Origin of the sequence: Amycolatopsis umgeniensis, assembly GCF_014205155.1 — a bacterium.
Classification (GTDB): Bacteria; Actinomycetota; Actinomycetes; order Mycobacteriales; family Pseudonocardiaceae; genus Amycolatopsis; species Amycolatopsis umgeniensis.
The window spans coordinates 3485946-3511650 of record NZ_JACHMX010000001.1 but is presented as its reverse complement, the minus strand read 5'-3'; the positions used below and the strand labels follow the sequence as shown (position 1 = coordinate 3511650).

Annotated in this window: 27 protein-coding genes; 12 read left to right on the top strand and 15 right to left on the bottom strand. The window is 68.2% G+C overall.

Annotation, left to right across the window (positions count from 1 at the left end):
- Positions 1 to 11 precede the first annotated feature (11 nt).
- Positions 12 to 602 carry a DUF3558 domain-containing protein gene (locus HDA45_RS16155; protein WP_184896145.1) on the top strand — a complete coding sequence of 197 codons (591 nt, stop codon included), beginning with the start codon at positions 12 to 14 and terminating at the stop codon, positions 600 to 602.
- A gap of 95 nt (positions 603 to 697) precedes the next feature.
- The gene (locus HDA45_RS16150; RefSeq protein WP_184896143.1) at positions 698 to 2083 is read left to right on the top strand and encodes an APC family permease; all 1386 of its coding nucleotides are present in this window, start codon (positions 698 to 700) and stop codon (positions 2081 to 2083) included.
- Positions 2084 to 2088: 5 nt separating this feature from the next.
- Here HDA45_RS16150 and HDA45_RS16145 read toward each other — a convergent pair whose 3' ends face one another.
- From HDA45_RS16145 to HDA45_RS16135, 3 genes are read right to left on the bottom strand one after another with little or no spacing between them, the layout of a single operon-like run.
- On the bottom strand, positions 2089 to 2916 hold the full coding sequence (locus tag HDA45_RS16145) for an MBL fold metallo-hydrolase (protein WP_184896141.1): 828 nt from the start codon (positions 2914 to 2916) through the stop codon (positions 2089 to 2091).
- Positions 2913 to 3743 carry an MBL fold metallo-hydrolase gene (locus tag HDA45_RS16140; protein ID WP_184896139.1) on the bottom strand — a complete coding sequence of 277 codons (831 nt, stop codon included), beginning with the start codon at positions 3741 to 3743 and terminating at the stop codon, positions 2913 to 2915. The genes HDA45_RS16145 and HDA45_RS16140 overlap by 4 nt, the downstream gene beginning before the upstream one ends.
- The gene (locus tag HDA45_RS16135) at positions 3743 to 4315 is read right to left on the bottom strand and encodes a TetR/AcrR family transcriptional regulator (protein ID WP_184896137.1); all 573 of its coding nucleotides are present in this window, start codon (positions 4313 to 4315) and stop codon (positions 3743 to 3745) included. Before HDA45_RS16135 ends, HDA45_RS16140 begins: the two co-directional genes overlap by 1 nt.
- Positions 4316 to 4589: 274 nt before the next feature.
- Between HDA45_RS16135 and HDA45_RS42800 the strand changes: the two genes are divergently transcribed.
- The gene (locus HDA45_RS42800; protein ID WP_184896135.1) at positions 4590 to 5366 is read left to right on the top strand and encodes an aminoglycoside adenylyltransferase domain-containing protein; all 777 of its coding nucleotides are present in this window, start codon (positions 4590 to 4592) and stop codon (positions 5364 to 5366) included.
- On the opposite strand, the gene HDA45_RS16125 is transcribed toward HDA45_RS42800, so the two are convergent.
- On the bottom strand, positions 5343 to 6851 hold the full coding sequence (locus HDA45_RS16125) for a fatty acyl-CoA synthetase (protein ID WP_184905700.1): 1509 nt from the start codon (positions 6849 to 6851) through the stop codon (positions 5343 to 5345). The two genes, HDA45_RS42800 and HDA45_RS16125, sit on opposite strands and share 24 nt — an antisense overlap.
- A 52-nt stretch (positions 6852 to 6903) precedes the next feature.
- Here HDA45_RS16125 and HDA45_RS16120 point away from each other — a divergent pair, with 52 nt between their 5' ends.
- The 4 genes from HDA45_RS16120 to HDA45_RS16105 all read left to right on the top strand — a co-directional run bounded on the left by HDA45_RS16120 (position 6904) and on the right by HDA45_RS16105 (position 10157).
- Complete coding sequence (locus HDA45_RS16120) at positions 6904 to 7809, top strand: aldose 1-epimerase family protein (RefSeq protein WP_184896132.1); 906 nt, start codon at positions 6904 to 6906, stop codon at positions 7807 to 7809.
- Complete coding sequence (locus HDA45_RS16115; protein ID WP_221471138.1) at positions 7809 to 8294, top strand: GNAT family N-acetyltransferase; 486 nt, start codon at positions 7809 to 7811, stop codon at positions 8292 to 8294. Before HDA45_RS16120 ends, HDA45_RS16115 begins: the two co-directional genes overlap by 1 nt.
- Before the next feature lie 11 nt (positions 8295 to 8305).
- Positions 8306 to 9535 carry an amidohydrolase gene (locus HDA45_RS16110; RefSeq protein ID WP_184896128.1) on the top strand — a complete coding sequence of 410 codons (1230 nt, stop codon included), beginning with the start codon at positions 8306 to 8308 and terminating at the stop codon, positions 9533 to 9535.
- Positions 9536 to 9602: 67 nt separating this feature from the next.
- Entirely contained in the window at positions 9603 to 10157 is a 555-nt protein-coding gene (locus HDA45_RS16105; RefSeq protein ID WP_184896126.1) for a hypothetical protein, read from the top strand.
- 238 nt (positions 10158 to 10395) lie between these two features.
- Here the strand turns inward: HDA45_RS16105 and HDA45_RS16100 are convergent, their stop codons facing one another.
- Complete coding sequence (locus HDA45_RS16100) at positions 10396 to 11541, bottom strand: acyl-CoA dehydrogenase family protein (protein ID WP_184896124.1); 1146 nt, start codon at positions 11539 to 11541, stop codon at positions 10396 to 10398.
- A gap of 103 nt (positions 11542 to 11644) precedes the next feature.
- On the opposite strand from HDA45_RS16100, the gene HDA45_RS16095 reads away from it, so the two are divergent.
- The 4 genes from HDA45_RS16095 (at position 11645) to HDA45_RS16080 (ending at position 16210) form a co-directional block, all read left to right on the top strand.
- Entirely contained in the window at positions 11645 to 12247 is a 603-nt protein-coding gene (locus HDA45_RS16095; RefSeq protein WP_184896122.1) for a TetR/AcrR family transcriptional regulator, read from the top strand.
- 42 nt (positions 12248 to 12289) lie between these two features.
- Positions 12290 to 13231, top strand: a complete 942-nt coding sequence (locus tag HDA45_RS16090; protein ID WP_184896120.1) for a PfkB family carbohydrate kinase — start codon at positions 12290 to 12292, stop codon at positions 13229 to 13231.
- Positions 13232 to 13423: 192 nt separating this feature from the next.
- On the top strand, positions 13424 to 14740 hold the full coding sequence (locus HDA45_RS16085; RefSeq protein ID WP_184896117.1) for a citrate synthase: 1317 nt from the start codon (positions 13424 to 13426) through the stop codon (positions 14738 to 14740).
- A 120-nt stretch (positions 14741 to 14860) separates the two neighbouring features.
- Positions 14861 to 16210, top strand: coding sequence for an FAD-binding domain-containing protein (locus tag HDA45_RS16080; protein ID WP_184896110.1), 1350 nt, complete (start codon positions 14861 to 14863; stop codon positions 16208 to 16210).
- 63 nt (positions 16211 to 16273) lie between these two features.
- Here HDA45_RS16080 and HDA45_RS16075 read toward each other — a convergent pair whose 3' ends face one another.
- The 8 genes from HDA45_RS16075 to HDA45_RS16040 form a co-directional block, all read right to left on the bottom strand.
- Positions 16274 to 17464, bottom strand: coding sequence for an ABC transporter permease (locus HDA45_RS16075; RefSeq protein WP_184896108.1), 1191 nt, complete (start codon positions 17462 to 17464; stop codon positions 16274 to 16276).
- Positions 17461 to 18387, bottom strand: coding sequence for an ABC transporter ATP-binding protein (locus HDA45_RS16070; protein ID WP_184896106.1), 927 nt, complete (start codon positions 18385 to 18387; stop codon positions 17461 to 17463). The genes HDA45_RS16075 and HDA45_RS16070 overlap by 4 nt, the downstream gene beginning before the upstream one ends.
- Positions 18384 to 18614 carry a hypothetical protein gene (locus HDA45_RS16065; protein WP_184896104.1) on the bottom strand — a complete coding sequence of 77 codons (231 nt, stop codon included), beginning with the start codon at positions 18612 to 18614 and terminating at the stop codon, positions 18384 to 18386. Before HDA45_RS16065 ends, HDA45_RS16070 begins: the two co-directional genes overlap by 4 nt.
- The gene (locus HDA45_RS16060) at positions 18611 to 19075 is read right to left on the bottom strand and encodes a hypothetical protein (protein WP_184896102.1); all 465 of its coding nucleotides are present in this window, start codon (positions 19073 to 19075) and stop codon (positions 18611 to 18613) included. Before HDA45_RS16060 ends, HDA45_RS16065 begins: the two co-directional genes overlap by 4 nt.
- On the bottom strand, positions 19072 to 19617 hold the full coding sequence (locus tag HDA45_RS16055) for a hypothetical protein (protein ID WP_184896100.1): 546 nt from the start codon (positions 19615 to 19617) through the stop codon (positions 19072 to 19074). Before HDA45_RS16055 ends, HDA45_RS16060 begins: the two co-directional genes overlap by 4 nt.
- Positions 19614 to 19883, bottom strand: a complete 270-nt coding sequence (locus HDA45_RS16050; protein WP_020631744.1) for a helix-turn-helix transcriptional regulator — start codon at positions 19881 to 19883, stop codon at positions 19614 to 19616. The genes HDA45_RS16055 and HDA45_RS16050 overlap by 4 nt, the downstream gene beginning before the upstream one ends.
- Positions 19884 to 20105: 222 nt before the next feature.
- A complete protein-coding gene (locus HDA45_RS16045) occupies positions 20106 to 21647 on the bottom strand; it encodes an FAD-dependent oxidoreductase (RefSeq protein WP_184896098.1) in 1542 nt (513 codons plus the stop codon).
- Positions 21644 to 22207: a TetR family transcriptional regulator gene (locus HDA45_RS16040; protein ID WP_184905698.1), complete on the bottom strand. Its 564-nt coding sequence runs from the start codon at positions 22205 to 22207 to the stop codon at positions 21644 to 21646. Before HDA45_RS16040 ends, HDA45_RS16045 begins: the two co-directional genes overlap by 4 nt.
- A 97-nt stretch (positions 22208 to 22304) precedes the next feature.
- On the opposite strand from HDA45_RS16040, the gene HDA45_RS16035 reads away from it, so the two are divergent.
- Positions 22305 to 23924: an FAD-linked oxidase C-terminal domain-containing protein gene (locus HDA45_RS16035; protein ID WP_184896096.1), complete on the top strand. Its 1620-nt coding sequence runs from the start codon at positions 22305 to 22307 to the stop codon at positions 23922 to 23924.
- Here HDA45_RS16035 and HDA45_RS16030 read toward each other — a convergent pair.
- Both HDA45_RS16030 and HDA45_RS16025 read right to left on the bottom strand, forming a co-directional pair.
- The gene (locus tag HDA45_RS16030; RefSeq protein ID WP_184896094.1) at positions 23902 to 24549 is read right to left on the bottom strand and encodes a gamma-glutamylcyclotransferase family protein; all 648 of its coding nucleotides are present in this window, start codon (positions 24547 to 24549) and stop codon (positions 23902 to 23904) included. The genes HDA45_RS16035 and HDA45_RS16030 overlap by 23 nt on opposite strands.
- Entirely contained in the window at positions 24543 to 25637 is a 1095-nt protein-coding gene (locus tag HDA45_RS16025; protein WP_184896092.1) for an S-(hydroxymethyl)mycothiol dehydrogenase, read from the bottom strand. Before HDA45_RS16025 ends, HDA45_RS16030 begins: the two co-directional genes overlap by 7 nt.
- Between the last annotated feature and the right edge of the window lie 68 nt (positions 25638 to 25705).

Here is a 25705-nt window from a genome sequence, read left to right as displayed (position 1 = left end):
TCGTCGGGTCCATGCGTATTTCACGGGCGATCGTCTTGTTCGCCGCTGTCATCGCGACCCTTTCCGCCTGTTCTTCCGGGGACGAGAAGTCGGACAACGCGGCCAAGCCGTCGAGCCAGGCTCCCGCTCCGTCCACCTCCGCCGCGCCGAGTTCCTCGGCCGCGCCCACCGGCGGTGCCGGCGCGAAGGAGCCGTGCGCGCTGCTGCCCGCCGAGGCCGTCTCCAAGGCCATCGCCATCCAGGGCGTGACGTCGGCGCCTGGTCCGGTGCAGGACAACGCCGCCAACGGTGGCAAGGCCAAGAGCTGCGTCTACTCGGCCGCGGGCAAGCAGGTCGGCGCGCTCGCCGTGACCCGCTTCGAGGGAAACAAGATCAAGCCCGCCGAGATGGTCGCCGCGCTGAAGAAGGCGAAGCCGGGAGCGAAGGACGTCGCCGGTGTCGGCGAGGGCGCCCTCTACTACGTCGACGAGAACAAGACCGCGACGCTGGCGGCCGCCGAGGTCGTCAACGACGTTCCGGTGCTGGTCAACTACACGGGGCCGATGAAGATGACGCAGGAGATGATGGTCCCGCTGGTGAAGACCGCGGTCGACGCGAACTGACCGAATTACCCAGAACCGCCCTTCGTCAACCCGTGACGAAGAACTGACCAAATCGGACTGTCGGCCACAGACGTGATGCGGCACACTCTTGCCGCATGGCGGACACGACGACAACAGAACAGACCGGCTCGTCCGGTCAGCCGAGCCTCAAACGGGTCATGGGTTCCAAGCTCCTGCTGTTCTTCGTGGTGGGGGACATCATCGGGACGGGCGTCTACGCGCTCACCGGGCAGGTGGCGGGCCGGGTGGGCGGCGCGCTGTGGCTGCCGTTCCTGATCGCGTTCGTGGTCGCGATCATGACCGCGTTCAGCTACCTGGAACTGGTCGGCAAGTACCCGCAGGCGGCGGGTGCCGCGCTCTACACGCACAAGGCGTTCAAGATCCGCTTCCTCACCTTCATGGTGGCGTTCGCGGTGATGTGTTCGGGGATCACGTCGGCCTCGTCCGCGGCGAAGGCCTTCGGAGACACCTACCTCGCCGAGTTCATCACCGCACCGATGCCGCTGGTGGCGATCCTGTTCGTGATCGGGCTCGCGCTGATCAACTTCCGCGGGGTCTCCGAATCGGTGAAGACCAACGTGGTGCTGACCTGCATCGAGATCGGCGGCCTGCTGATCATCATCGGTGTCGGCGTGTGGGCGGTGCTGAACGGCAACGGCGACGCTTCGCGACTGGTCGAGTTCGACACCGAGAACCAGACGATGCTGGTGGCGATCACCTCGGCAACGTCGCTGGCGTTCTTCGCGATGGTCGGCTTCGAGGACTCGGTGAACATGGCCGAGGAGTGCAAGGACCCGATCCGGATCTTCCCGAAGGCGATGCTGTGGGGCATGGTCATCGCCGCGACCATCTACATCCTGGTCTCCGTGACCTCTTCGCTCCTGGTGCCCGCCGACGAACTCGAGGCCGCCAAGAGCAGCGCGTTGCTGAAGGTGCTCGACGTCGGCGCCCCGGGATTCCCGCGCGAGGTGTTCTCCGCGATCGGTCTCTTCGCGGTCATCAACTCGGCGCTGATCAACATGCTGATGGCCAGCCGCCTGCTCTACGGCATGGCGAACCAGCGGATCATCCCGAAGCAGCTGGGCACGGTGCACCCGTTCCGCCGCAGCCCGTGGGTGGCGATCGTGTTCACCAGCGTCATCGCCATCGGTCTGGTGTCCTTTGTGGACATCAGCGTGCTCGGCGGTACGACGGCGTTGCTGCTGCTGGCGGTGTTCGCCATCGTCAACGTCGCCGTCCTGGTGCTGCGCAAGGAGAAGTCGGCGCACAAGCATTTCCGTGCGCCGACGGTCATCCCGGTGCTGGCCGCGATCTTCTGCGTCTACCTGGTGACCCCGTTGTCCGGGCGGCCTGCCCGTGACTACAAGGTCGCCGCGATCCTGCTCGGCGTCGGTGTCGTGCTGTGGGGGATCAACTGGCTCGTCATGCGGGCCACGCACAGCGAGGAAGACCGGCAGCCCGTCGAGCCGCCGGTCGGCTGACCTCGCTATCCGCGGCTGAGTGCCTGGTACTCCACCGGGCTGTGGGCCGAGAACACGGTGACCTCGTCAGCGTGTTCTCGGCTCAGCTCACGCAGCCGCTCGACGTTCTCCAGCCGCGGTTTGCGCAGCGTCTGCACCATGTTCTGGAACACGGTCATCCCCGGCGGGCAGTGCGGCTTCACCGGATCCATCTGACCGTGGAAGAAGTACGCGTCGCCCGCGTGCAGCAGCCAGCCGTCGCCGGTGTCGACGGCCACCCCGGTGTGGCCCTTGGTGTGTCCCGCGAGCGGTACCAGCAGGATCTCCGGTGGCAGTCCCTTGAGCTCGCGGACGGCCTGGAAGCCGAACCACTCGTCGCCCGCCTCGTCGTACTGGCTCCACAGTGGACGGTGGGCGAACTGGTTGGCGCGGAACCGGAACTTTTCGCTCGCGTTGGACGGCGACGTCGCCGCGTCGTGCTCCGCGGTGCGGACGTGCACGACGGCGTGCGGGAAGTCCGCGAGCCCGCCCGCGTGGTCGACGTCGAGATGGGTGCAGATGATGTGCCGGACGTCCTCGAGCTTGTGACCGAGCGCTTCGATCTGGTGGGCGGCCGTTTCCACCTCGACCGGTTTCGCGCCCACCATCAGCGTGAACGGCGTACCGAGCCACCCGCCGGGATTCGCGACGCCCTTGCGGCCGAAACCGGTGTCCACCAGCACGAGCCCGTCGCCGGTCTCGATCAGCAGGCAGTGCGCCACCAGCTCCGAGCGGCGCAGCAGACCCGGCTGACCGTCGAGGAATTTGCCTCCCGGCGCGCGCATCGTGCCGCAGTTCAGATGGTGGACCTTCATAGCCTGCTCCTCTGGCTGAACCGTTCGAATGCGGTGGCGTCGTGCGCGGCGAAGACCGTCACCTCGTCACCGTTGTTACTGACAAGTTCGCGCAGCCGGCGCTGGTTGTCCAGTCGTGCCGTTTTCTCCGTCTGCATGTACGACTCGAAGAACCCCAGCGCGAACGGGATGTGCGGCTTTTGCGCCAGCTCGCCGCCGTGGAAGACCGCGTCCCCGGCGTTCAGGAGCCAGCCGTCGCCGGTGTCGACCGCGATCCCGGCGTGCCCGCGCGTATGCCCGGCGAGCGGGATGAGCAGCACGTCAGGCACGCCTTCGAGCTCGCGGACGGCTTCGAAGCCGAACCACGGCTCGCCGTCGGCGCGGTAAGACCGCCAGATCGGGCCGTGGTCGAACTGGACCTTCCGGTAACGGCTCGCCTCCTTGCGGTCGATCGGCTTCTCCAGTGCCTGGAGCTCACGGGCGTGGACATGGACCCGTGCCCGCGGGAAGTCGACGAGCCCGCCCGCGTGATCGAGATCGAGGTGGGTCAGCACGATGTCGCGCACGTCGGCGGGGTCGAAACCGAGCTTGCGGATCTGGGTGGTGGCGCTGAGGTCGTCGTCGCTGTCGGGATGGACCAACCGGACGAAACCGGCGCCGAGCCATTCGACGGGCCGGTTGACGGTCGGGGTGCCGACGCCGGTCTCGACGAGCACGAGCCCGGTCTCGGTCTCCAGCAGGAGGCAGTGGCAGATCAGTTCCGCGCGGCGGAACAGCCCGGGCCTGCCGTCGACGAGTTTGCCGCCGATGGGCCGCATGGTCCCGCAGTTGAGGTGGTGGACGCGCATCAGGACGACTCCCGTTCGAGTGTGGTGCGGAGGTGAGGGGCGATCGCGCGCAGCGGCGCGGTGTCGTGCAACGTCTTGGCCAGCAGCAGACCGCCCTCGACGGAGGCGAGGACGACGGTCGCCAGCTGATCCGCCCTGTCGGTGCCCAGCTCGTTCAGGGCTTCGGAGATGAGGGTGTGCCAGGAGGTGTAGCCGTCGGCGCAGGCCTGGCGGATCGCCTCGCTGTCACCCGACGCGTCGAGCGCGACCGTCGCGAGTGGACATCCGCGCTGGAAGTCCGACTCCTCCAGTGAGATCGCCAGCGCCTCGACGACGTTCTCGATGCCGGTGATGACGTCGGGCGAGTTCTCGGTGATCGTGCGCAGCTGCTCGCAAAGCCGGTCTGCGGACTGGCGGATGGCCTCGGCGGCCAGCTGTTCCTTGCCGCCGGGGAAGTGGAAGTAGAGCGACCCCTTGGGCGCGCCGACGGCGGCGACGAGCTGGTTGAGGCCGGTGGCGTGGTAACCCTGCTGGTGGAAGAGCTCGGCGGCGGAATCGAGCATGCGCTGCCGGGTGTCGGTGCGGCGGACCATGCGGCCGACTGTAGCCCAAAGTATGACGACCGGTCTAGTAATCTTGCGGTGCCGCGTTCTCCGGGATCGGACGGCCCCGCGGTTCCGGCAGCTGTCGAGAGGTGGGGGTGTGTGGAAATAGGGACACTCAACGTCCCTATTTCCACACACCCCCACCATGATCGGACCGGTCACGCGGGACCGTGTGGATTTCTGGTCATCCAACGTCCTAAAATCCACACAGTCGGCGTCACAAGGTTCGCCGACGAACACGACACCTTCTCAGAGAGTCATCGTGTACACGCCCTACGCGGAACTCGACGAAGTCCTCGTCGGCCTCGTCGCCTCAGCCCGCGAAATCCTCGGCGACACCTACGTCGGCGCGTACGTCCAGGGCTCCTTCGCCCTCGGCGCCGGCGACCTCCACAGCGACTGCGACTTCATCATCGCGACCACCGAACCGCCGAGTGGCAAGGCCGAAGCCGACCTCCGTGCGCTCCACGACGAGCTGCCCACGCGCGAAGGCTTCTGGTGCAAGGAAATCGAGGGTTCGTATGCGGACATCGGCTCCCTGAAAAGCAGCCAAGGGCTCGGAACTCCTTGGCTGTACTGCGATCACGGCCATCGCATCCTGATCTGGGACACCCACTGCAACAGCCTCCACACGCGCTGGATCCTGCGTCACCGCGGCATCGTGCTCGACGGCCCGCCGATCGCGAGCCTGGTCGACGAGCCGCCGCCGGACGCGATGCGCGCGGCGATGCGCGAGGAACTGCACGGGCTGGTCGACGGCGTGCGGACGTGGGCGCCCTTCGACATCGCGTGGACCCAGCGCTACATCGTGTCGACTTGTTGCCGTGTGCTCTACACGGTGCGTACGGCCGAGGTCGAGTCGAAGCGCGGCGCGCTCGAATGGGCTCGCGAAAATCTCGATCCGCGGTGGCGGCCGCTGCTTTCGCAGGTCCTGCGAGACCGCGAACTCGGCTGGGATCCGGAGGATCCGCCGCGTCCGGGCAGCCTCGAAGCGGCCTGCGAGTTCGCCGAGTCGCTAGACGCCGATCGCGGACGCTGACCCGCCGAACTGTTGCCGCAGCTCGCGTTTGAGCAGTTTCCCGGACGCGTTCTTCGGCAGTTCGCCGACGAAATGCACCGACTTCGGCACCTTGTGCGCAGCCAGCGAATTCTTGGCGAATTCGATCAGCTCGGCTTCGTCGACGGACTCCTTCACCACGACCACGGCGGCGATCGCCTCGATCCAGCGTTCGTGCGGCAGGCCGACGACGGCGACCTCGGCGACGGCGGGATGTGCGTACAGCGCGTCTTCCACCTCGCGCGACGCGACGAGCACGCCGCCGGTGTTGACGACGTCCTTGATCCGGTCGACGACGAACAGATAGCCCTCTCCGTCCTGGCGCACCAGATCGCCGGAATGGAACCAGCCGCCCTTGAACGCCTCCACCGATTCCTCGGGCTTGCCCCAGTATCCGGTGCACAGCTGCGGAGAGCGGTACACGACCTCGCCGAGTTCGCCCGGCGGGAGGTCGTTCATCTCGGCGTCCACCACGCGTGTCTCGACGAACAGGACCGGGCGGCCGACGGAATCCGGCCGCGCGTCGTGTTCTTCGGGGCGCAGCACCGTCGCGAGTGGACCGATCTCCGATTGGCCGAAGCAGTTGTAGAACCCGACTCCCGGCAGCCGCTCGCGGAGTTTCTCCAGTACCGGGACGGGCATGATCGACGCGCCGTAGTAGGCCTTGGTGAGGCCGCTCAGATCCGCTTCGGCGAGGCCGGGATGGTTCGCGAGTCCCACCCAGACGGTCGGTGGGAAGAACAGTGAAGTGACCCCCTGGCGCGGGATCCGCGCGAGGATGTCGCCGAGATCGGGGGCCTCGACGAGGTGGTTCGTCGCGCCGACGGCCAGTCCTGGCATGAGGAAGACGTGCATCTGCGCCGAGTGGTACAGCGGCAACGCGTGCAGCGGCACGTCACGGTCGCTCAGGTCGAGCGCGGCGATGCAGGACGAATACTCGTGCACGAGCGCGCGATGGGTGAGCATCGCGCCCTTCGGCCGGGAAGTCGTGCCGGAGGTGTAGAGCAGCTGGACGAGATCGTCGTCCGCGACGCCGGATTCCTCGTGCGGCGCAAGGGTGGTGTCGAGTGCCCAGCCGAGAATGTCCGAAGTGGACTCATGTTCGGACTTCACGTGTTCGGCCAGCGCGGGATCGACGAACGCGACCGCGGGCTCGGACTGCGTGAGCAGGTACTCCAGTTCCTCGCCGCGCGCGTTGAAGTTCACCGGCACGTGCACCAGTCCGGCCCGTGCGCAACCGAGGTACAGCAACAGGTACGCGTCGGAGTTCTTGCCGAAGACAGCGACGCGGTCACCGTGGACGAGCCCGCGGCCGAGCAGTTTCGCCGCGACCCGGCCCGCCGCGCTGTCGAGGTCCGCGTAAGTCCACACGCGATCGGCGAACGTGAGCGCGACCCGGCCAGGGACGCGCCGGGCGCTCCGCTCCAGGACGCGGCCGACGGTGCTGGGGTAGCCGGGAACGGTCATCGCGACGGTCTCCTTCGTCCGGGCTTGGCGTTCCCACAGTAACCTCGTCCGCATGGCCAATCCCACCGGAGAGCAGTTCGAGATCACCCGCGGCAACGCGCGCGCCGTCGTCACCGAGATCGGTGCCGGGTTGCGCGCGTTCGAGGTCGGCGGGGTGCCGTACGTCGAGGCGTTCGCCGAGGACGAGAAGCCGCCGAAGGGTGCCGGGCAGGTGCTGCTTCCTTGGCCGAACCGCACCAAGGGCGGCCAGTGGGTCCACCAAGGCGAGAAGCAGCAGCTCCCGATCACCGAGGAGGCTCGCGGCAACGCGATCCACGGCCTGACCCGGCACGAGGAGTGGGAGCTCCTGGAACACGCGGAGTCGTCGATCACCCTGGCCGTCGACGTCCCGGCGCAGGAGGGCTGGCCGGTGCCGCTGCGGGCGACGATCACTTACGAGATCTCGCCGCGCGAGCTGATCGTGACGCACGAGATCCGCAACGAGGGCGAGAGCCCGATCGGCGTCGGGCTCGGCACGCACCCCTACTTCCGCATCGGTGACGTGCCCACCGACGAGCTGACCCTGACGCTGCCCGCGAGCCGGGTCCGGCCGTACCTCGGCGACGAGCAGATGCCGTACGCCGACGAGCAGGACGTCGAGGGGACCGAGTACGACTTCCGGCGCGGCAAGGTGCTCGAAGGCGTCGACCTGGACACGGCGTTCGGCGGGCTGAGCGTCGCCGAGGACGGCAACCACCACCACGTCCTCTCGCACGGCGAGCAGGAGCTGGTGGTCTGGGCGGGGCCGGACTTCCACTGGGCGCAGGTGTTCACGCCGGACGACCTGGTCGGCCGCGGCCGCGCGGTGGCGATCGAGCCGATGACCTGCCCCGCCGACGCGCTCAACACCGGCACCGACCTGATCGAGCTGGAGCCCGCGTCCTCGTGGACCGGGAGCTGGGGAATCCGGGTGCGCTGATGACGTCGCTGCTCCGGCTGGGCCCCGTGGACGCGGGCGAAACGCTCACGCTGCAGCGCGCGGCCTACGTGCCGGAGGCGAGGACGCACCGGAACCTGGACCTTCCGCCGCTGGTGGAGACCTTCGAGCAGACCAAGGAGGCCCTGGGCGATCCCGCGTGTTTCGCCTGGGGCATCAGGGAATCCGGACGGCTGGTGGCGAGCGTCCGGATCGTCGTTGACGGCGAGGCCGGTCTCGTCGGCAGGCTCATCGTGGCGCCGGACAGGCAGGGTCACGGGCTCGGCAGCTCGCTGCTGCTCGCGGCCGAAGCGGCGATGCCGGAGCCGGTGACCGTGTTCCGCCTGTTCACCGGAGAGCGGAGCGCCGGTCCGCTGCGGATGTACCCGAAGCTCGGCTACGTCGAAACACACCGTACGCCCGAGTCGGACTACGAGCTCGTCCACTTTGAAAAGCCCCGCGTGCGTCCGGGCGGCCCAGTTCGTTAGCGTGTCAAAGTATGTCTGACAAAGCACAGGTCAAGGCCATCGTCGGTGGTTACGTCGTCCCTGTCGACGGTGATCCCATCGACGGCGGCACGGTCCTCATCGAGAACGGGAAGATCGTCGCGGTCGGCACCGCCGCCGACGTCGAGGTCCCCGAAGCCGCCGAACTGATCGACGCCGCGGGCTCGTGGGTGCTGCCCGGGTTCATCGACGCGCACGCCCACCTCGGCGTCCACGAGGACGGTGAGGGCTGGTCGGGCAACGACACGAACGAGATGACCGACCCCAACGGCGCGCGGTTCCGGGCGATCGACGGGATCGACCCGTACGAGCCCGGTTTCGACGACGCGCTGGCCGGCGGTGTCACCAGCGTCGTCATCAAACCCGGCTCCGGGAACCCGATCGGCGGGCAGACGATCGGCGTCAAGACCTGGGGCCGGACGGTGCTCGACATGATCTTCGCCGAGGGCGTCAGCGTGAAGAGCGCGCTCGGCGAGAATCCGAAGCGGGTCTACGGTGAGAAGAAGCAGACGCCGTCGACCAGGCTCGGCGTCGCGTCGACCATCCGCGACGCGTTCACCGCCGCCCGCAACTACGCCGCCAAGCGCGACCACGCCGCCGGTGAGGGCAAGCCGTTCGACGTCGATCTGACCAAGGAGACCCTGGCCAAGGTCCTCGACGGCGAGCTGTACTGGGACCAGCACGTCCACCGCGCCGACGACATGGTCACCGCGATCCGGCTGGCGGACGAGTTCGGCTACAAACTGGTGATCAACCACGGCACCGAAGGGCATCTGATCGCGGACCTGCTCGCCGAGCGGGACGTGCCGGTGATCCTCGGCCCGCTGTTCACCACCAAGTCCAAAGTGGAGCTGCGCAACCGCACGCTGCGCGCGCCCGGCATCCTCGCCAGGGCGGGCGTGCGGATCGCGATCACCACGGACCACCCGGTCGTGCCGATCAACTTCCTGGTGTACCAGGCGGCGCTGTCGGTGAAGGACGGCCTCGACCCGGAGACCGCGCTGAAGGCGCTGACCGTCAACCCGGCCGCGATGCTGGACCTCGACGACCAGGTCGGCTCGCTGAAGCCGGGTCTCGACGCCGACGTGGTCCTCTGGTCGGGTGATCCGCTCGACGTGATGAACCGGGCCATGCGGGTGTTCGTGCGCGGACGCGAGGTCTACCACTTCGACTCCGAAGCCGGGGTCGGCGTCACCGAGGAACGCCGTTACCGCGAAAGCTGACTTCGCTCTTGTCAGGGACGAGGGACCTGTGCTCTCATGTGTTACATATGGGGAGGACATGTAACACATGAAGCGCTGGGTCTTTGTCCTGATCGTCGGTATCGGGTTCTTGGTCGTCACCTTGCTGTTCTCGCGCGAGGATCCGAATCTCATCAAATGCGGCGGCAAGATCATGTCGCCCGGTGACGTCTGCGAGACCACGAAGAACGGCCGCAGTACCGGCGAGGACACCTACAACGAGATGAAGGCCGCCGCCGAATCCCGTGCGGAGACGTTCCGGAACCACGGGCTCTGGATGGCCGGGGTCGGGGTCGCGCTGACCGGTTTGGGCGCGACGATGCTCATCCGCGGGAAGCGGCGCAAGGCGCGTGACCTTGTCGCGGCCCGGCAGGGATTTCCGCAGCAGCAGGCATTCCAGCAGCAGGGATACCAGCAGCCGCACGTCGCGCAGGCTGTCCAGCAGTACCCGCCGGGGCAGCCTGGGCCTCAATGGCAGCCGGGGCCGGGGCAGCAGCCGTATCCGCCGCAGGCCGGATGGCCGCCGCAGCAACAGCAGCAGCAACAGCCGCAACAGCAGCAGCTAGGCGGCCCGCCGCCGCAGTTCGGCCCGCGAGGGCACTGACGCTCGACGATTCCAACCCAAGTCCGTGAAGGCCTCCTTGAGGGACCCTGAGTCCCTCAAGGAGGCCTTCACGGACTTGGGAAGGTGTGAGGGGCTCCACCGGAAGGTGTTGCGAAAGTCGCGTTCGCAACCTTCAACGTTGCGAACGCGACTTTCGCAACATCACCTGTCCGCCGGGCCGCGTCACAGCGTCTCACGGCCTCCCAGTGACCACTCGTGATCATAGTCCCGCGGAGCGTCAGGACTTCCGTAGTTCCCGTGCGATCACCATGCGCTGGATCTGGTTCGTGCCCTCGAAGATCTGCGGCACCTTCGCCTCCCGCATGTACCGCTCCACCGGGAAGTCCTTCGTGTAACCGGCGCCGCCGAGGACCTGCACGGCGTCGGTGGTCACCTTCATCGCGCCGTCGGTCGCGACGAGTTTCGCGATCGACGCCTGCCGCTGGAACGGCAGCCCGCGGTCGCGGCGGCGGGCCGCATCGAGGTACATCGCGCGTGACGTCTCGACGGTCGCGGCCATGTCGGCCAGCAGGAACTCCAGGCCCTGGAACTCGATGATCGGGCGCCCGAACTGCGTGCGGCCCTTCGCGTACTCGAGGGCCTCGTCCAGCGCGGCCTGCGCGAGCCCGACGGCGCAGGCGGCGATGCCCAGCCGTCCGGAGCTGAGTGACGACAGCGCGATCTTCAGCCCTTGGCCCTCGTCGCCGATCCGCCGCTCGGCGTCGACGACGGCGTCGTCGAACATCAGCTGCGCGGTGGTCGAACCGGTGAGACCCATTTTCCGCTCGGGTGGCGCGGCCGAGAGGCCCGGAGTCGCCGCGTCGACGAGCAGGCAGGTGATGCCCTGTCCGCCGTCGTCGCTCGTGCGCACCATGGTCGTGTAGAAGTCGGCCTCGCCCGCATGGGTGATCCACGCCTTCGTGCCGTTCACGACGTACTGGTCATCTTCGAGCCGCGCGCGGGTCGAAAGGGCCGCGGCGTCGGAGCCGGCGTGGGTCTCCGAGAGGGCGTACGCGCCGAGCAGTTCACCCTCCAGCATGTCGGGCAGCCAGCGGTCGCGCTGCGCGTCGGTGCCTTGGTGCGCCAGCGCGAAGCAGGACATCGTGTGCACGGAGAGCCCGACGCCGACGGACATCCACGCGGCCGCGATCTCCTCGAGAACCTGCAGGTAGACCTCGTACGGCAGGTCGCCGCCGCCCCAGCGCTCCGCGTACGGCAGGCCGAGCAGCCCGGCTTGCCCGAGCAGCCGGAACTGTTCACGCGGGAAGTGCGCGGTCTCTTCGTACTTGCTCGCGATCGGAGCGAGTTCTTCGCGTGCGATCTCCTTGGCCAGGTCGATCAGGTCCTGGGCCTCGGTGCTGGGCAGCAGACGGTCCGCCGGCATGGCTCCTCCGAGCTGAGCTGTACTAAAAACAGTACTGTGGGTCCATTGAGCGTACAGTAGAAGGCGCTGGGGGTACACCGTCCGCGTAAGGGATAGTGATCCGATGACCGAGAGCAAGACCCGGCGCCGCCAGCCCACCGCACGTCAGCGTGCGTTGCTTTCGGAACTCGAAGCGCTCTTCCTCGCCGAGGGGTTCTCCCAGTTCACGCTGGACGACCTCGCCGCCAGGCTCCGCTGCTCGAAGTCGACCCTCTACGCGCTCGCCCCCAGCAAGGAGCAGCTCGCGGTCAAGGTCGTCACCCACTTTTTCAAAGGGGCCGCCGAGCTGCTGGAGGAGCGGATCGCCGGGATCGACGACGCCCGCAAGATCCTCGGGGAGTACCTCGCCGGCATCTCCGAATACCTGAATCGCGCTTCGGCCGCTTTCATGACCGACATCGCCGAATTCGCCCCGGCGCGGGACGCGTATCAGCTCAACAGCCGCGCCGCGGCCCAGCGCATCCGGTCGTTCATCGATCGCGGCGTCACCGACGGTGTTTTCCGTGAGGTGCACGCGCGGCTGATCGCGGAAATGGCGGGGCTCATCATCGAGGGAATCCAGACCGGGGTGGTCGGCCAGCGCGCCGGGGTGACCGACGCCGAAGCCTTCACCGCTTTGTCGGAACTGCTCCTTGGCGGGATCGCGACAAAAAATGTCCTGAGCTGACAATTCTGGTGTGGCACCACGGCCTCGGCTAGCATCGCGCCCGTGATCGTCGTGGGTGGAGAGGCGCTGGTCGACCTCGTTCCTGGAGAACCGTTGGATTCCACTGTGGACGGTGGGTTGCGCGCGCTGCTGCCCCGGATGGGGGGTGGTCCCTACAACGTCGCGCTCGCCGCCGGACGGCTCGGCGTCCCGACGGGCTTCTTCTCGCGTGTCTCCAATGACCGTTTCGGGATGGCGCTGGTGGACCGGTTGCACGCCTCCGGGGTCGACACCGCCTTGCTGCAGCGGGGAAACGAGCCGACCACGCTCGCCGTGGTCGCGCTCGACGAGAAGGGCTCCGCGCAGTACACCTTCTACACCGAGGGCACCGCGGACAGGCTGGTCGGCGATCCCGGCGCGCTGCCGGAAAATGTGACGGCGCTCTCGCTCGGCACGCTCGGCATGGTCCTGGAGCCGGGCGCGAGCACGTACGAAACCATGTTGCGCCGTGAATCCGCCCGAGGTGTCCTGACCGTCCTCGACCCGAACATCCGGGCGGCGCTGATCGCCGATCCGGCCGCGTACCGGGCGAGGTTCGAGTCCTGGTTGCCGGACGTCCGCCTGCTCAAGATCTCCGACGACGACACGGAATGGCTCACCGAAGGCGCCGATCCGATCGACGCCGCAAAGGTCTGGACCTCTGCCGGAGTCGATGCCGTGGTGCTCACCCGCGGCGCGCAGGGGTTGTCCGTCATCACACGGGCGGGCGAAATCGCGCGAGTCCCGTCACGCCGAGTCGCCGTCGTCGACACGATCGGCGCGGGGGACACCGTGCAGGGCGCGCTGCTGGCATGGCTGTACTCGAACGAGGTGCGTGACGTGTCCACTCTCGACGCCGACGGCTGGCGTTCGGCGCTCGAATTCGCGGCGAAAGCGGCGTCGATCACCGTGTCGCGGAGTGGGGCGGAACCGCCGACGGCCGAAGATATGGCATCCGCCGTGTGAACCTGGTCCCAAAGGGGCTGTTGTGAGCAACTCACCCGCTGCGCGTTGACCCCATTCTCGACTAGCGTAGTGGGGAATTCATACCCCAGCGGGGCGGTGTGCAGCGAGGCCGTGGGTCACGCGCGTGAAAGAGGGCGTACCTGTGGAACCTACAGGCGCCGCCGGCCCGTGCTGAACGTGAGAGGGACTTACATGTCCGACGCGACGACGGCTGCGGGGCAGTCCGGCGAGACCGCGACGCTGCGCCTGCCCAATGGCGAGCACGAGTTCAAGGTGATCCACCCGGTCGAGGGTGCGCCTGGGATCGAGCTGGGGAAGCTGCTGGCGACGACCGGGTACATCACCCACGACCCCGGGTTCGTGAACACCGGCGCCGCGTCCTCGGCCATCACCTACATCGACGGTGACGCCGGCATCCTGCGCTACCGCGGCTACCCGATCGAGCAGCTGGCCGGGAAGTCGACCTTCATCGAGGTCTCGTACCTGCTCATCTACGGCGAGCTGCCGACCCAGACACAGCTGGCGGAGTTCACCGACAAGATCCAGCGCCACACCCTGCTGCACGAAGACCTCAAGGCCTTCTTCAGCGGCTTCCCGCGTGACGCGCACCCGATGCCGGTGCTCTCCAGCGCCGTATCCGCGCTGTCGACCTTCTACCAGGACTCGCTCAACCCGTTCGACGAAGCGAACGTGGAGCTGTCCACCATCCGCCTGCTGGCCAAGGTCCCGACCCTGGCCGCGTACGCGTACAAGAAGTCCGTCGGACAGCCGCTGCTGTACCCGGACAACTCGCTCGGCCTGGTCGAGAACTTCCTGCGGATGACCTTCGGCTTCCCGGCCGAGCCCTACGAGGTCGACCCGGACGTCGCCAAGGCGCTCGACCTGCTGTTCATCCTGCACGCCGACCACGAGCAGAACTGCTCCACCTCGACAGTGCGCCTCGTCGGCTCCTCCGAGGCGAACCTGTTCGCCTCGATCTCGGCGGGCATCAACGCGCTCTTCGGCCCGCTGCACGGTGGCGCCAACAGCGCGGTGCTGGACATGCTCGAGGGCATCAAGGCCGAGGGCGGCGACGTCGCGAACTTCGTCACCCGCGTGAAGAACAAGGAAAAGGGTGTCCGCCTGATGGGCTTCGGGCACCGGGTCTACAAGAACTACGACCCGCGCGCGAAGATCATCAAGAACACCGCGGACGAGATCCTCTCCAAGCTCAAGGGCGGCGACGAGCTGCTCGACATCGCGAAGAAGCTGGAAGAGACAGCGCTCTCGGACGACTACTTCATCGAGCGGAAGCTGTACCCGAACGTCGACTTCTACACCGGTCTGATCTACCGGGCGCTCGGCTTCCCGACGAAGTACTTCACCGTGCTGTTCGCGCTCGGTCGCCTGCCGGGCTGGATCGCGCACTGGCGCGAGATGATCCAGGACCCGGCCACCAAGATCGGCCGCCCGCGGCAGATCTACACCGGCTCCGCCGAGCGGAACTACACGCCGATCTCGGAGCGCTGATCCCGCTTCGCGCAAGCACCATGAAGGGTCCCCGGAGGGCGAATTCCGCCTCGAGGGGGCCCTTCGTGGCATTCCGGGGCCGGACTGCGGTCACCAGCGGTACCGCTTAAGGTTTCCTGGGTGACCAAAGAAGCCCCCGTAGTGCTGTGGTTCCGCCGCGACCTGCGACTGGGCGACCACGCAGCCCTGCTGGAAGCCTCGAAGCACAGCAAGCATGTCCTCGCGCTGTACGTCCTCGACGACGCGCTCCTCAAACCCTCCGGCGCCCCGCGCGTCGCGTTCCTGCACGGCTGTCTCGAAGCGCTTGACGACCAGCTCGGCGGACGGCTGATGCTCGTCAAGGGCGATCCGGTCAAGGAGGTCGTCAAGGCCGCCCGCGAGATCGGGGCCGCCGCCGTGCACGTCAGCGCGGACACCGGTCCCTACGGCCGCCGCCGTGACGACGAAGTCAAGAAAGCCTTGGCGGAGCACGACATCGCGTGGACGGAGACGGGTTCCTCGTACGCGATCACACCCGGCAGGGTCACCAAACCGGACGGCGACCCGTATCGCGTGTTCACCCCGTTCTACCGCGCGTGGACGCGTCACGGCTGGCCGCGCCCCGCGGACACCGGAAAGTCCATAGTGGACTGGTTGGAGCCGCCGCGTTCGGTCAAGCTCCCGAAATCCCCTTCGCTCAAAGGGATGGAGCTGCCGGAGCCCGGTGAGAAGGCGGCGCTGGACCGCTGGCACGAGTTCCTGGACGACGGCATCGAGACCTACGACGAGGACCGTGACCGTCCGGATCGTCCCGGGACGACCAGGCTTTCGCCGTACCTGCGATGGGGTTGCGTTCACCCGCGCACCTTGCTGGCCGACCTCGCCGGGAACGAGGGATCCGGCGCGAAGTCGCTGCGCGGCGAGTTCGCGTGGCGCGAGTTCCACGCCGACGTCCTGTGGCACCGCCCCGAAACCGCGCGCAAGAACTACGATTCCCGCTTCGACGCCATGGAACACGAAAGTGACGACGAGGCTTTCAAGCGGTGGTGCGAAGGGCGCACCGGCTTCCCGATCGTCGACGCGGGGATGCGGCAGCTGCTCGCCGAGGGCTGGATGCACAACCGCGTCCGGATGATCGTGGCCAGCTTCCTGGTCAAGGACCTGCATCTGCCATGGTGGCTCGGGGCGCGATACTTCATGCGGCACCTGGTCGACGGCGATCTCGCGTCGAACCAGCTGAACTGGCAGTGGGTCGCGGGCAGCGGCACCGACGCCGCGCCGTACTTCCGGATCTTCAACCCGACCACGCAGGGGGAGAAGTTCGACCCCTCCGGCGAGTACGTCCGCCGCTATGTTCCCGAACTCCGCTCCGTGCAAGGGAAAGCGGTGCACAAGCCGAAGGACGTCAAGGGCTATCCTGCGCCCATGGTCGACCACGCCCACGAACGTCAGGTGGCCCTGGAGCGCTACGGCGCCATCAAAGGTACCTGAACGCGCGTGAAGGCCCCTTCCCTCGGCTCAGCTGAGGGAAGGGGGCCTTCACGCGCGAAGCGATCAGCCGCGAAGGGCGTCGGTCAGCTTGATCCGGCTGCCGACCCGCAGGACGCTGTTCTGGTAGATCCGCGCGCCCAGCCAGGTGAACAGGGCGATGGCGCCCACGGTCAGGCCCAGCGACAGCGCGATCTCCCACACCTCGACGTTCCCGGACGCGATCCGCGCGGGCATCAGCACTGGGGAAAGCAGCGGTACCAGGGAAAGGATCTTGGTCCCCGTACCGTCCGGCGCCTGCGCCAGCAGGTTGAACCCGACGACGAAGCCCAGGATCAGCACGATGTTGACCGGGCCGATCACCGACTGGGTGTCTTCCTGCCGGGAGACCAGCGAGCCCATCGCGCCGTAGACGGTGGCGTACAACAGGAATCCGAGCAGGTACCACAGCACGCCCCACAGCAGCGCGCTCGTCGCGACCCCGGACAGCGTCAGCACGTCGGTCGCCGACGCGACGATCAACCCGGCGCCGCCGATGATCACCAGCTGGGTCAGTCCGACCAGGCCGAGCCCGATCACCTTGCCCAGCAACAGATGCCATGGCCGGACGGTGGACAGCAGGATCTCCACGACCCGGCTGGACTTCTCCTCGACCACGCCCTGCGCGACCAGCGTCCCGTAGGTCACGATGCTCATGTAGAGCAGCACGGCCACGATCAGCCCGATCACCATCCGCTGGTCCTTCTCCGGATCCGGCGGTTTGATCGAGTCGACCTCGACCTGGGTCTCGTTGACCGTGCGCAGCACCTGATCCGGGTTCTCCACGACCTCGGAAAGCTTGCCGTTGAGCACTTCCTGCTGCGAAACACCGGTCAGCATGGCACGGAGCTTGGTGTTCAGTTCGGTCTTGACGAGCACCTTCAGCTCGGTGGCGTTGCCGGACAGCAACACGTCGAGATCCCCGTTTTCGACCTGCGAGCGGCCCTGGGCCGGATCGGCGACGGGGACGGTCTCGATCTTCTCGCCGATCGCCGCGCCCGCCGTCTGGAGCTGCTGCGCGATCCCGGCGGTCTGGCCGGTGAGCCCGATCTTGCTCTTGTCCTCGTTGCTGATCAGCGTGGCCTGCAGGAGGACGTAGCCCATCAGCATGACCAGCAGGACGGCGGTGCCGATCACGAAGGACCGGGTGCGCAGCCGGGTGTTCAGCTCGCGTTTGGCGATGAGCCAGACCGCGCGCCACGAAGAGACGGTGTTCATGCGGAAACTCCTTGTGCCGCGGGCTTCTCGGCGACGGCGTCGCGGAACAGCTCGGTGAGCGAGCGCCTGCGTTTGGTGAATTCGGTGACCGGGCCGGTGGCCAGCGCCGCGGCGAGTACGGCCTGGTCGTCCGCGCCCACCTCGAGTTCGAGGATCGTCGTCGGGCCGTTCTGCTCGACCGACCGGACACCGGGAACGGCCGAGGCCCACCCGGGCGAGGAGTGGGGCGCGGTGACGACGAGGCCGTTGCCCGCGTCGGCTGTCAGCTCGCCGACACTGCCGGAAGCGACCATCCGTCCACTTCGGATGATGCCGACGCGGTCGCACAGCCGCTCGACCAGATCCAGCTGGTGGCTGGAGAACACCACCGGCACGCCTGTCGCGGCCTTCTCGCGCAGCACCCCGCTCATCACGTCCACGGCCAGCGGGTCGAGGCCGGAGAACGGCTCGTCCAGCACCAGCACCCTCGGATCGTGCACCAGCGCGGCCGCGAGCTGCACCCGCTGCTGGTTGCCGAGGCTCAGTTTCTGGACCTCGTCCTTGCGGCGTTCGGTCAGCCCCAGCCGGGAGATCCAGTTCTCGGCGCTGCGGTGGGCGTCGTTGGCCGACATCCCGTGCAGTTCGGCGAGGTAGACGAGCTGCTCCAGCACCTTCATCTTCGGGTACAGCCCGCGTTCCTCCGGCATGTACCCGATATGCGTGCGGGTCTCGTGCGTGATCGGCGCACCGCCGAGCCGCACCTCGCCGCCGTCGGCCGCCAGCACGCCGAGGACGATCCGCATCGTGGTGGTCTTGCCCGCCCCGTTGCTGCCGACGAAGCCGAACAGCTCACCGGGCTGGACTTCGAAGCTCACCTCGTCCAGCGCGACCTTCGCGCCGTACTTCTTGGAGATCCGGTCGATCTCCAGTTTCCCCTCGCTCATTTCCACTTCCCCTCTTCGAAATACCGCACCAGCGCCGTGAATCCCCGGTGGACGCCGGAAACCGTGCGGTTGCGTTGGAGCAGCCCGTCCAGCTTGACGTTGTTCACCACCGAGGTGGCCCGGTACACCAGCACCGCCCGTCCCGCGCCGGCGAGGACCCCACCCGCCACCAGCACGACGGCGACCACGCCGACGGACACCTTGTAGCGCCTCTTGTCCCCGGTCATGCCGGAGTCACCCCCTCGAAGTCCGTGTAGTCCTCGGGATCGTCGTCCGGCAGCCGCCACGCGAGCCAAAGCGCCGGCAACGACGTCCCGAAGACGAGTAACGCCGCTGTCATCGCGGCCAGCAGGGAACCGGCATCCGGTTGGCCCGCCGCGTAAAGCCCGTAACCGAGATCCACCACCATCAGCAGGCAGATCCCCTGGAAGGCGCTGTAGTGCGCCTTGCCGCGCAAGTGCAGTTCACGTTCGTCGAGATCGTTCGCCGCGGAACCGGGTCTGCCGACGGCCTTGCGCAGCACCGCCGCTGTGCCGACGCAGAGACACAGCCCCGGTCCCATCAGGCCGACGGCGAACCACAGTGTCGGCTCGCGGAGCAGGGCCGCCCCGGCGATCACGACGAGATGGCCGATCACGGCGGAGACGGCGAGCCGCCGCCGGTCGGAGCGGGTCCTGGTGACGGTCATGCGGGAGTCACCTCTTCGAAGTCTTCGGGGTCGTCGTCCGGCAGCGTCCAGCCGAGGATGGTCGCCGCCGAGGTGGTCCCGGCGAGCAGCAGCGCGGCCAGCATCAGGGCGATGCGGAATCCCGCGTCCTCCGTGTTCGAGATGATCATCGAGAAGACCATCCCGACCATCATCAGGCCGACCAGGATCTGGTAGCTGGCGTAGGTGACCCGGTGGCGCATTTCCCGTTCGCGTTCGTCGAGCCGGAGCGAGAATCCGCCACTCATCTTGCCGGTGAGGATGCGCAGCAGCCAGTGCGCGGTCCCGGTGATCAAGGCGCCGCCGAACCAGAGCCCGAAGAAGACCGGCCCCTGCTGGGTGACGAACAGCGAGGCGCCGACGAGCAGCATCAGGTTCCCGAGGATCACGAGCACGCTCAACTGGCGGCGACGGCGTCGCGTGCGCCAAGCCGGCAGCTTCCTGGCCCGTTTGAGTTCCACCTCCTCGAACCGCTCCTGCTGTCGCTCCCAGCGCGCGGCCAGCCACCCCTGCCTCTCGCTCATGCTCCCCCCTCCCGGTAGACCTGAGTGGACAGTGGCGTGAACGGTTCGCGGCTGAACACGGCCTCGACCGGGAGGTCGAACACCGCGCAGATGCGAAACGCCAGGTCCAGGCTCGGGTAGTGGTCCCCTCGTTCGAGCGCGCCGATGGTCTGCGGATTGACCTCGACAGCCGTCGCGAGGGCGGCCCTGCTCAGTCCGCGCTCCGCCCGGAGCACCGGAAGCCGGTTGTAGATCGGCAGCTCTTTGCCGCGTCTGACCGGGCTCATGGAACATACTGTTGCAAAAACCCAACGACCCGTCAAGTTGGGGGCGTGTTACACCGCATTTAGAGGACTAAATACGGTGTCAGGCGGAGAAGCACGCCGACGAGCCGAGCGTGTCGCGAAAGCCACTTGCGCGACGTCTGGTGTCCCGAAAGTGGCTTTCGCGACATCCGGGACGGGGCCGGCGAGCGCGCCCTCACCGCATTTAGAGGACTAAATACGGCGTCAGGTGAGTCCGGCGAGCGACTTGTCGACGAGTTCCTGGACCCGGGGGCGGGCGGCTTCGGCCTCCGCGGCGACCAGGCCGAGCCGGGTGCGGCGCTCCAGGACGTCCTCGACGTCGAGAGCGCCCTCGTGCCGCACGGCCCAGACGACCTCGGCCGCGCTGATCTCGGTGCCGCCGAACAGGGGCAAGGCTAGTTCCGGATCGACCTCGCCGAGCGCCGCGATGCGGGGCGCCTCGGTGCCGTACTTCGCGACCAGCCGAGCAGGAGCGTCCACAGAGGACAGACGGCTCCGGGGAGCCGCGCCGAGAAGGGGGAGCCGGGAGGTGGTCGACGGCCCGGCGTGGAGCCCGGACCGCTTCAACGCGGCGTCGACGGCGTCTTCGGCCATCTTCCGGTACGTGGTCAGCTTGCCGCCGACGACGGTGAGCACGCCGTCGGCGCCGGTCACCACCGCGTGCTTGCGGGAGAGATCCGCGCTGCGCCCGCCGTGACCCTCGACCAGCGGCCGCAGCCCGGCGAACGAACCGGCGACGTCGGCGCGGGTCAGCGGGCGGGTGAACGCCTTCGACGCCACGTCGAGCAGGAAGTCCACATCGGACTCCGGCACGGAGGGCACGCGCGGGATCGGGCCGTCGGTCGGTTCGTCGGTGACCCCGACGAACACCCGCCCGTCGGGTTGCGGCAGCAGGAAGACGAACCGGTTGTTCTCGCCGGGGACGGGCACGTTGACCGACGTCGCGCCGATCGGCGCCGCCCCCGCCGCCAGGATCAGGTGGGAACCGCGGGACGGCCGCAGCCGCACGGACTCCGCCAGTTCGCCCGCCCAGACCCCCGTCGCGTTGATGACCTGACGGGCGCGGATCTCCACTTCCCGTCCGGTGAGCCGGTCTCTCGCCCGCACCGAATCCGCGCCGAGCCGGATCGCCTCGACCCTTGTCAGGATTTTCGCGCCGCGTGACGCGGCCGTGCGCGCCAGGTTCACCACGAGCCGCGCGTCGTCGGTCAGCGCGCCGTCGTAGGCCAGCAGCGCGCCGCGCAGGCCTTGAGGGGACAGGCCGGGGGCGAGCGCGAGTGCCTCCGCGGCCGGGATCGACCTCGGCCGCGGCAGTACCGACGCCGGGGTGCCCGCCGCACGGCGGAGACCGTCGCCTGCGACGAGGCCGGTCATGATGAACGCCTGCTGGCCGCGCGAGGTCTCGCGGTACATGGGGAACAGCTGCGGGATCGCCCTGGTGAGATGCGGCGCGGTGCGCGTCATGAGGATCCCGCGTTCGACGGCGCTTTCGTGCGCCAGCGCCAGATCGCCCTTGGCGAGGTAGCGGAGCCCGCCGTGGACCAGTTTGCTGGACCACCGCGAAGTCCCGTACGCCAGGTCGTACGCCTCGATCAGGGCCACCGAGAGCCCGCGCGCGGCCGCGTCCAGCGCGATCCCGGCGCCGGTGACACCGCCACCGACCACCGCCAGATCGACCCGCTCACCGCCGTCGAGCGCCGCGAGCTCCCGCTCGCGCCGCAAAGCGTTGAGCGAGCCCGGCGTCACGGGCGCAACGCCGCGTCGAGCACCTGGGCGAATTCCGCCATCAGGTCTTTCTCGTTCACGTCCGCGGTGGCGGGGCGGAAGGAGAACGCGAAGGACTGGATGAGCAGCAGCAGGGTGCGCGCCTGAGAAGGCAGGTCGCCCTTGCGGATCGAACCGTCTTCGTGGCCGGACCGCAGCAGATGCAGGATCACGCCCTCGGCGAAGCGCTGGGTCTTCCCGAGCCGTTCGACGATGTAGGGCAGGACGAGTTCGGGGTCGAGGTCCAGCAGCGTGCGGAACAGCGGGTCGCCCGACAGCGCGGTGACGGCGGTGGCCGAACTCCGCACGAGCTTCTCGCGGAAGTTGGCGGGCTCGGTCTCCGGTTCGGCGGCGCCTTGCAGCAGGCCGCCGAACTCACGGGTCATGAGGGTCGCGAGCACGCTGCGCACGTCCGGGAACCGGCGGTAGACGGTCATCCGGCTGACCTTCGCGGTGCGCGCGATCTCGGCGAGGGTGGTCCGCCTCACGCCGACGGCGAGTACGCACTTCTTCGCCGCGTCGAGCAGAACGTCGTCGGACACGCGTGTCGAGGCCTGACGGGATCGGGTGTCCGCCAGCGCCGAGACGCCTGTTTCCGCAGGTGAGTGACGTTGTACGTCCATATGTAACACTGTAGTCGTGACTGAGCTTATTGACCACCGGTTAAGACGGTCGTGGACGCCGGAAGCCGGTGACGCGGCCCACCTTCCGGCGAAGGCGTTGCGGTGGCTCGTCCAGCGTATCGGTCCTCTGGGTTCACCGGCCCCGTTCGCACCCGATTCGGCGTTGTCCGTTCCCGAACCGGTGCTGGGCGAACAGCCGAAGCGAGACCTCGAGGACCTCGTCGGCGTCGAACACGTCCTGGTGACACCGGGCGAACGGCTCGCACGGGCGAGCGGGTTGTCCTACCTGGACCTGCTGCGGCGCCGGGGGTTCGGTGATTTTCCGCTGCCGGACGCCGTCGTCCTGCCGGAGAATCCCGGCGAAGTCCAGTCGGTGCTGGAAATCTGCGCACGGCACGACATCGGTGTCGTCCCGTTCGGCGGCGGGACTTCCGTGGTCGGCGGGGTTTCCGCGCCGCGCGGGGACAAGAGCGCGGTGATCGCGCTCGACCTCACCAGGCTCGGCGAGCTGGTCTCCGTCGACCCGGTGTCCCGGATCGCGGTCCTGCAGGCCGGGGTCACCGGCCCGGCGGCCGATCGGCTGCTCGCCGCGCACGGTTTCACCCTCGGGCACGTGCCCCAGTCCTACGAACGGGCCACCATCGGCGGATTCGCCGCGACCCGCTCGGCCGGGCAGGCCTCGTCGGGTTACGGACGGTTCGAGGACATGGTTTCGGGTGTCCGGCTCGCGACCCCGCGCGGCGAATGGAAACTCGGCGTCGCGCCGGCGTCGGCGGCCGGACCCGACCTGCGGCATCTCGCCGTCGGCAGTGAAGGCGCGCTCGGCGTGATCACCGAGGTCGCCCTCCGCGTCCGCCCGGTGCCGGAAGTCCGCCGCTACGAAGGCTATGTCCTCGACGGCTGGGAAAACGGCACCGCGGCGGTCCGCGAACTCGCCCAGCGGCACGTGCTCGCCGATGTCACGCGACTGTCCGATGTGGACGAAAGCGAGGTTTCGCTGGCACTCAACGACAGTTGGAAGACCAAGGCGCTGCGCCGATATCTCGAGGCGCGGGGGATCACCCATCCCTGTCTGCTGATCGTCGGCTGGGAAGGCGCGTCGAAACACGAGGTCACCCGGCGCCGCCGGGAGACCACGCGCGTGCTGGAGCCGTTCGGTGCCGTCCGCATCGGTGCCACCCTCGGCGAATCCTGGCGCCGCGGCCGGTTTTCCGGCCCCCGGCAACGGGACGCGCTGATGGACAACGGCGTCTGCGTCGAGACTCTGGAGACGGCCGCGTACTGGGCGGAACTGAGCGACCTGCGCGACGCCGTGCGTGCCGCGCTCACCGCCACGCTCGGCCGGGCCATTATCATGTGCCACGTCTCGCACGCCTACGAAACGGGCGCGTCGCTGTACTTCACCGTGCTCACCGCCCGCGACGAGGCCGATCCGATCGGCCAGTGGCAGCGGGCGAAGGCGGCGGCTTCGGAGGCGATCACCGGTATCGGCACCATCTCGCACCACCACGCCGTCGGCGTCGACCACGCGCGGTACCTGTCGGCGGAAATCGGCGAGATCGGCGTCGAAGTGTTGCGAGCGGCGAAGAAGGCCGTCGACCCCACCGGGATCCTCAATCCAGGGAAGCTTCTTTGACCAGAGCCCTGGTGTCGACCAGCGTGCAGTCCAGGCCGTGCGTTTCGGCGGGGATCCCTTCCAGCGCCGCGGCCCGGCGCTGTTCGAGGTCGGCGACGCGGATGTGCCTGCCGTCCACGAGGATCGGCAGGCGGATGTCCGCGGCGCCGACGTAGGCCACCACGTCGTCGAGCACGGTGCCGTCGTCGAGGGTGATGGCGGGCGCCGTCAGCCGCACCAGCCGGTAGCGCAAGCCGTTGCCCTCGCATCTGTCGAGTACGGCCAACTGGTCGGAGGAGGCGAACCAGACGGAATGCTCCTCGACGACGCCCGGGGCGGCGGCGAGCGTGGCGGGCCGCTGCCCGTCCCGGAACCGCAGCCCGGACGCCCAGACCGCGGCGAGATCGGTGCAGCGCGCGTGGCAGACGACGACAGGGCCCTCCAGGCCCATGTTCTCCCGCAGCCAGGTGATCTTGGACGGGCACGCGTTCGAGCCGTAGGCGAGCACGGCCTGGCGTCCGCGCCAGCCTTCCGGCGCGGTGTCGAGGCTGTGCCCGGCGCCGTCGAAGTGGACGAAGGAGTGTCCCGGTCGCGCTCCCGGATACGGGTCGGCGGGGAAATCGGCGTCGGTGAAGAGTTTCACCACGTCACCACACTACGGAGGACGTCCCCGTGGTGCATGCGTTCGAAGGCCTTCTCGACGCCGTCGAGGGCGATCCGCTCGGTGACGAACTTGTCGAGCGGGAGCCTGCCCTGGAGATAGAGGTCGATCAGCATCGGGAAATCGCGTGAGGGCAGGCAATCGCCGTACCATGACGACTTCAAGGAGCCGCCGCGCGAGAAGAAGTCGATCAGCGGCAGGTCCAGCCGCATCTCCGGGGTCGGGACGCCGACGAGCACGACCGTACCCGCCAGATCGCGGCCGTAGAACGCCTGCCGCCACGTTTCGGGCCTGCCGACGGCGTCGATCACGACGTCCGCGCCGAAGGAATCGGTGAACTCCTGGATCGCCTCGACGACCTGGTCTTCGTCGAGCCCCTTGCTGTTCAGCGTGTGCGTGGCGCCGAAGTCCTTGGCCCAGGCCAGTTTCCGGTCGTCGGTGTCGACGGCGATGATGGTCTTCGCGCCGGCGAGGTTCGCCCCGGCGATGGCCGCGTCCCCGACGCCGCCGCAGCCGATGACCGCGACGGTGTCGCCCCGGCCCACCGCGCCGGTGTTCAGCGCCGCGCCGAGACCGGCCATCACCCCGCAGCCGAGCAGCCCGGCGACGGCCGGTTCGGCGGCCGGGTCGACCTTCGTGCATTGTCCACTGTGGACGAGCGTCTTCTCGAGGAACGCGCCGACGCCGAGTGCCGGCGACAGAGCGGTGCCGTCGGACAGTGTCATCGGCTGAGCGGCGTTGAACGTGGAGAAGCAGTACCAGGGTTTGCCTCGGCGGCAGGCCCGGCAGGTGCCGCAGACCGCGCGCCAGTTCAGGATCACGTAGTCGCCGGGTTCGAGGTCCGTGACGCCGTCGCCGACGGCCTCCACGAATCCCGCGGCTTCGTGGCCGAGCAGGAACGGGAACGCGTCGTTGATCCCGCCCTCGCGATAGTGCAGGTCGGTATGGCAGACGCCGCACGCCTTGACCGACACGACGGCCTCGCCGGGCCCGGGATCGGGCACCGTCACGGACTCCAGCGAGACCGGTTCACCCTTGGCGCGGGAAACGACGCCCTGGACCTCGTACGGCATGCCCACCTCCGAGTCGACGAAACTCCGAGCTTGCCACGTGGGCGGCCCGGATCGCGAGATCCGCTCGG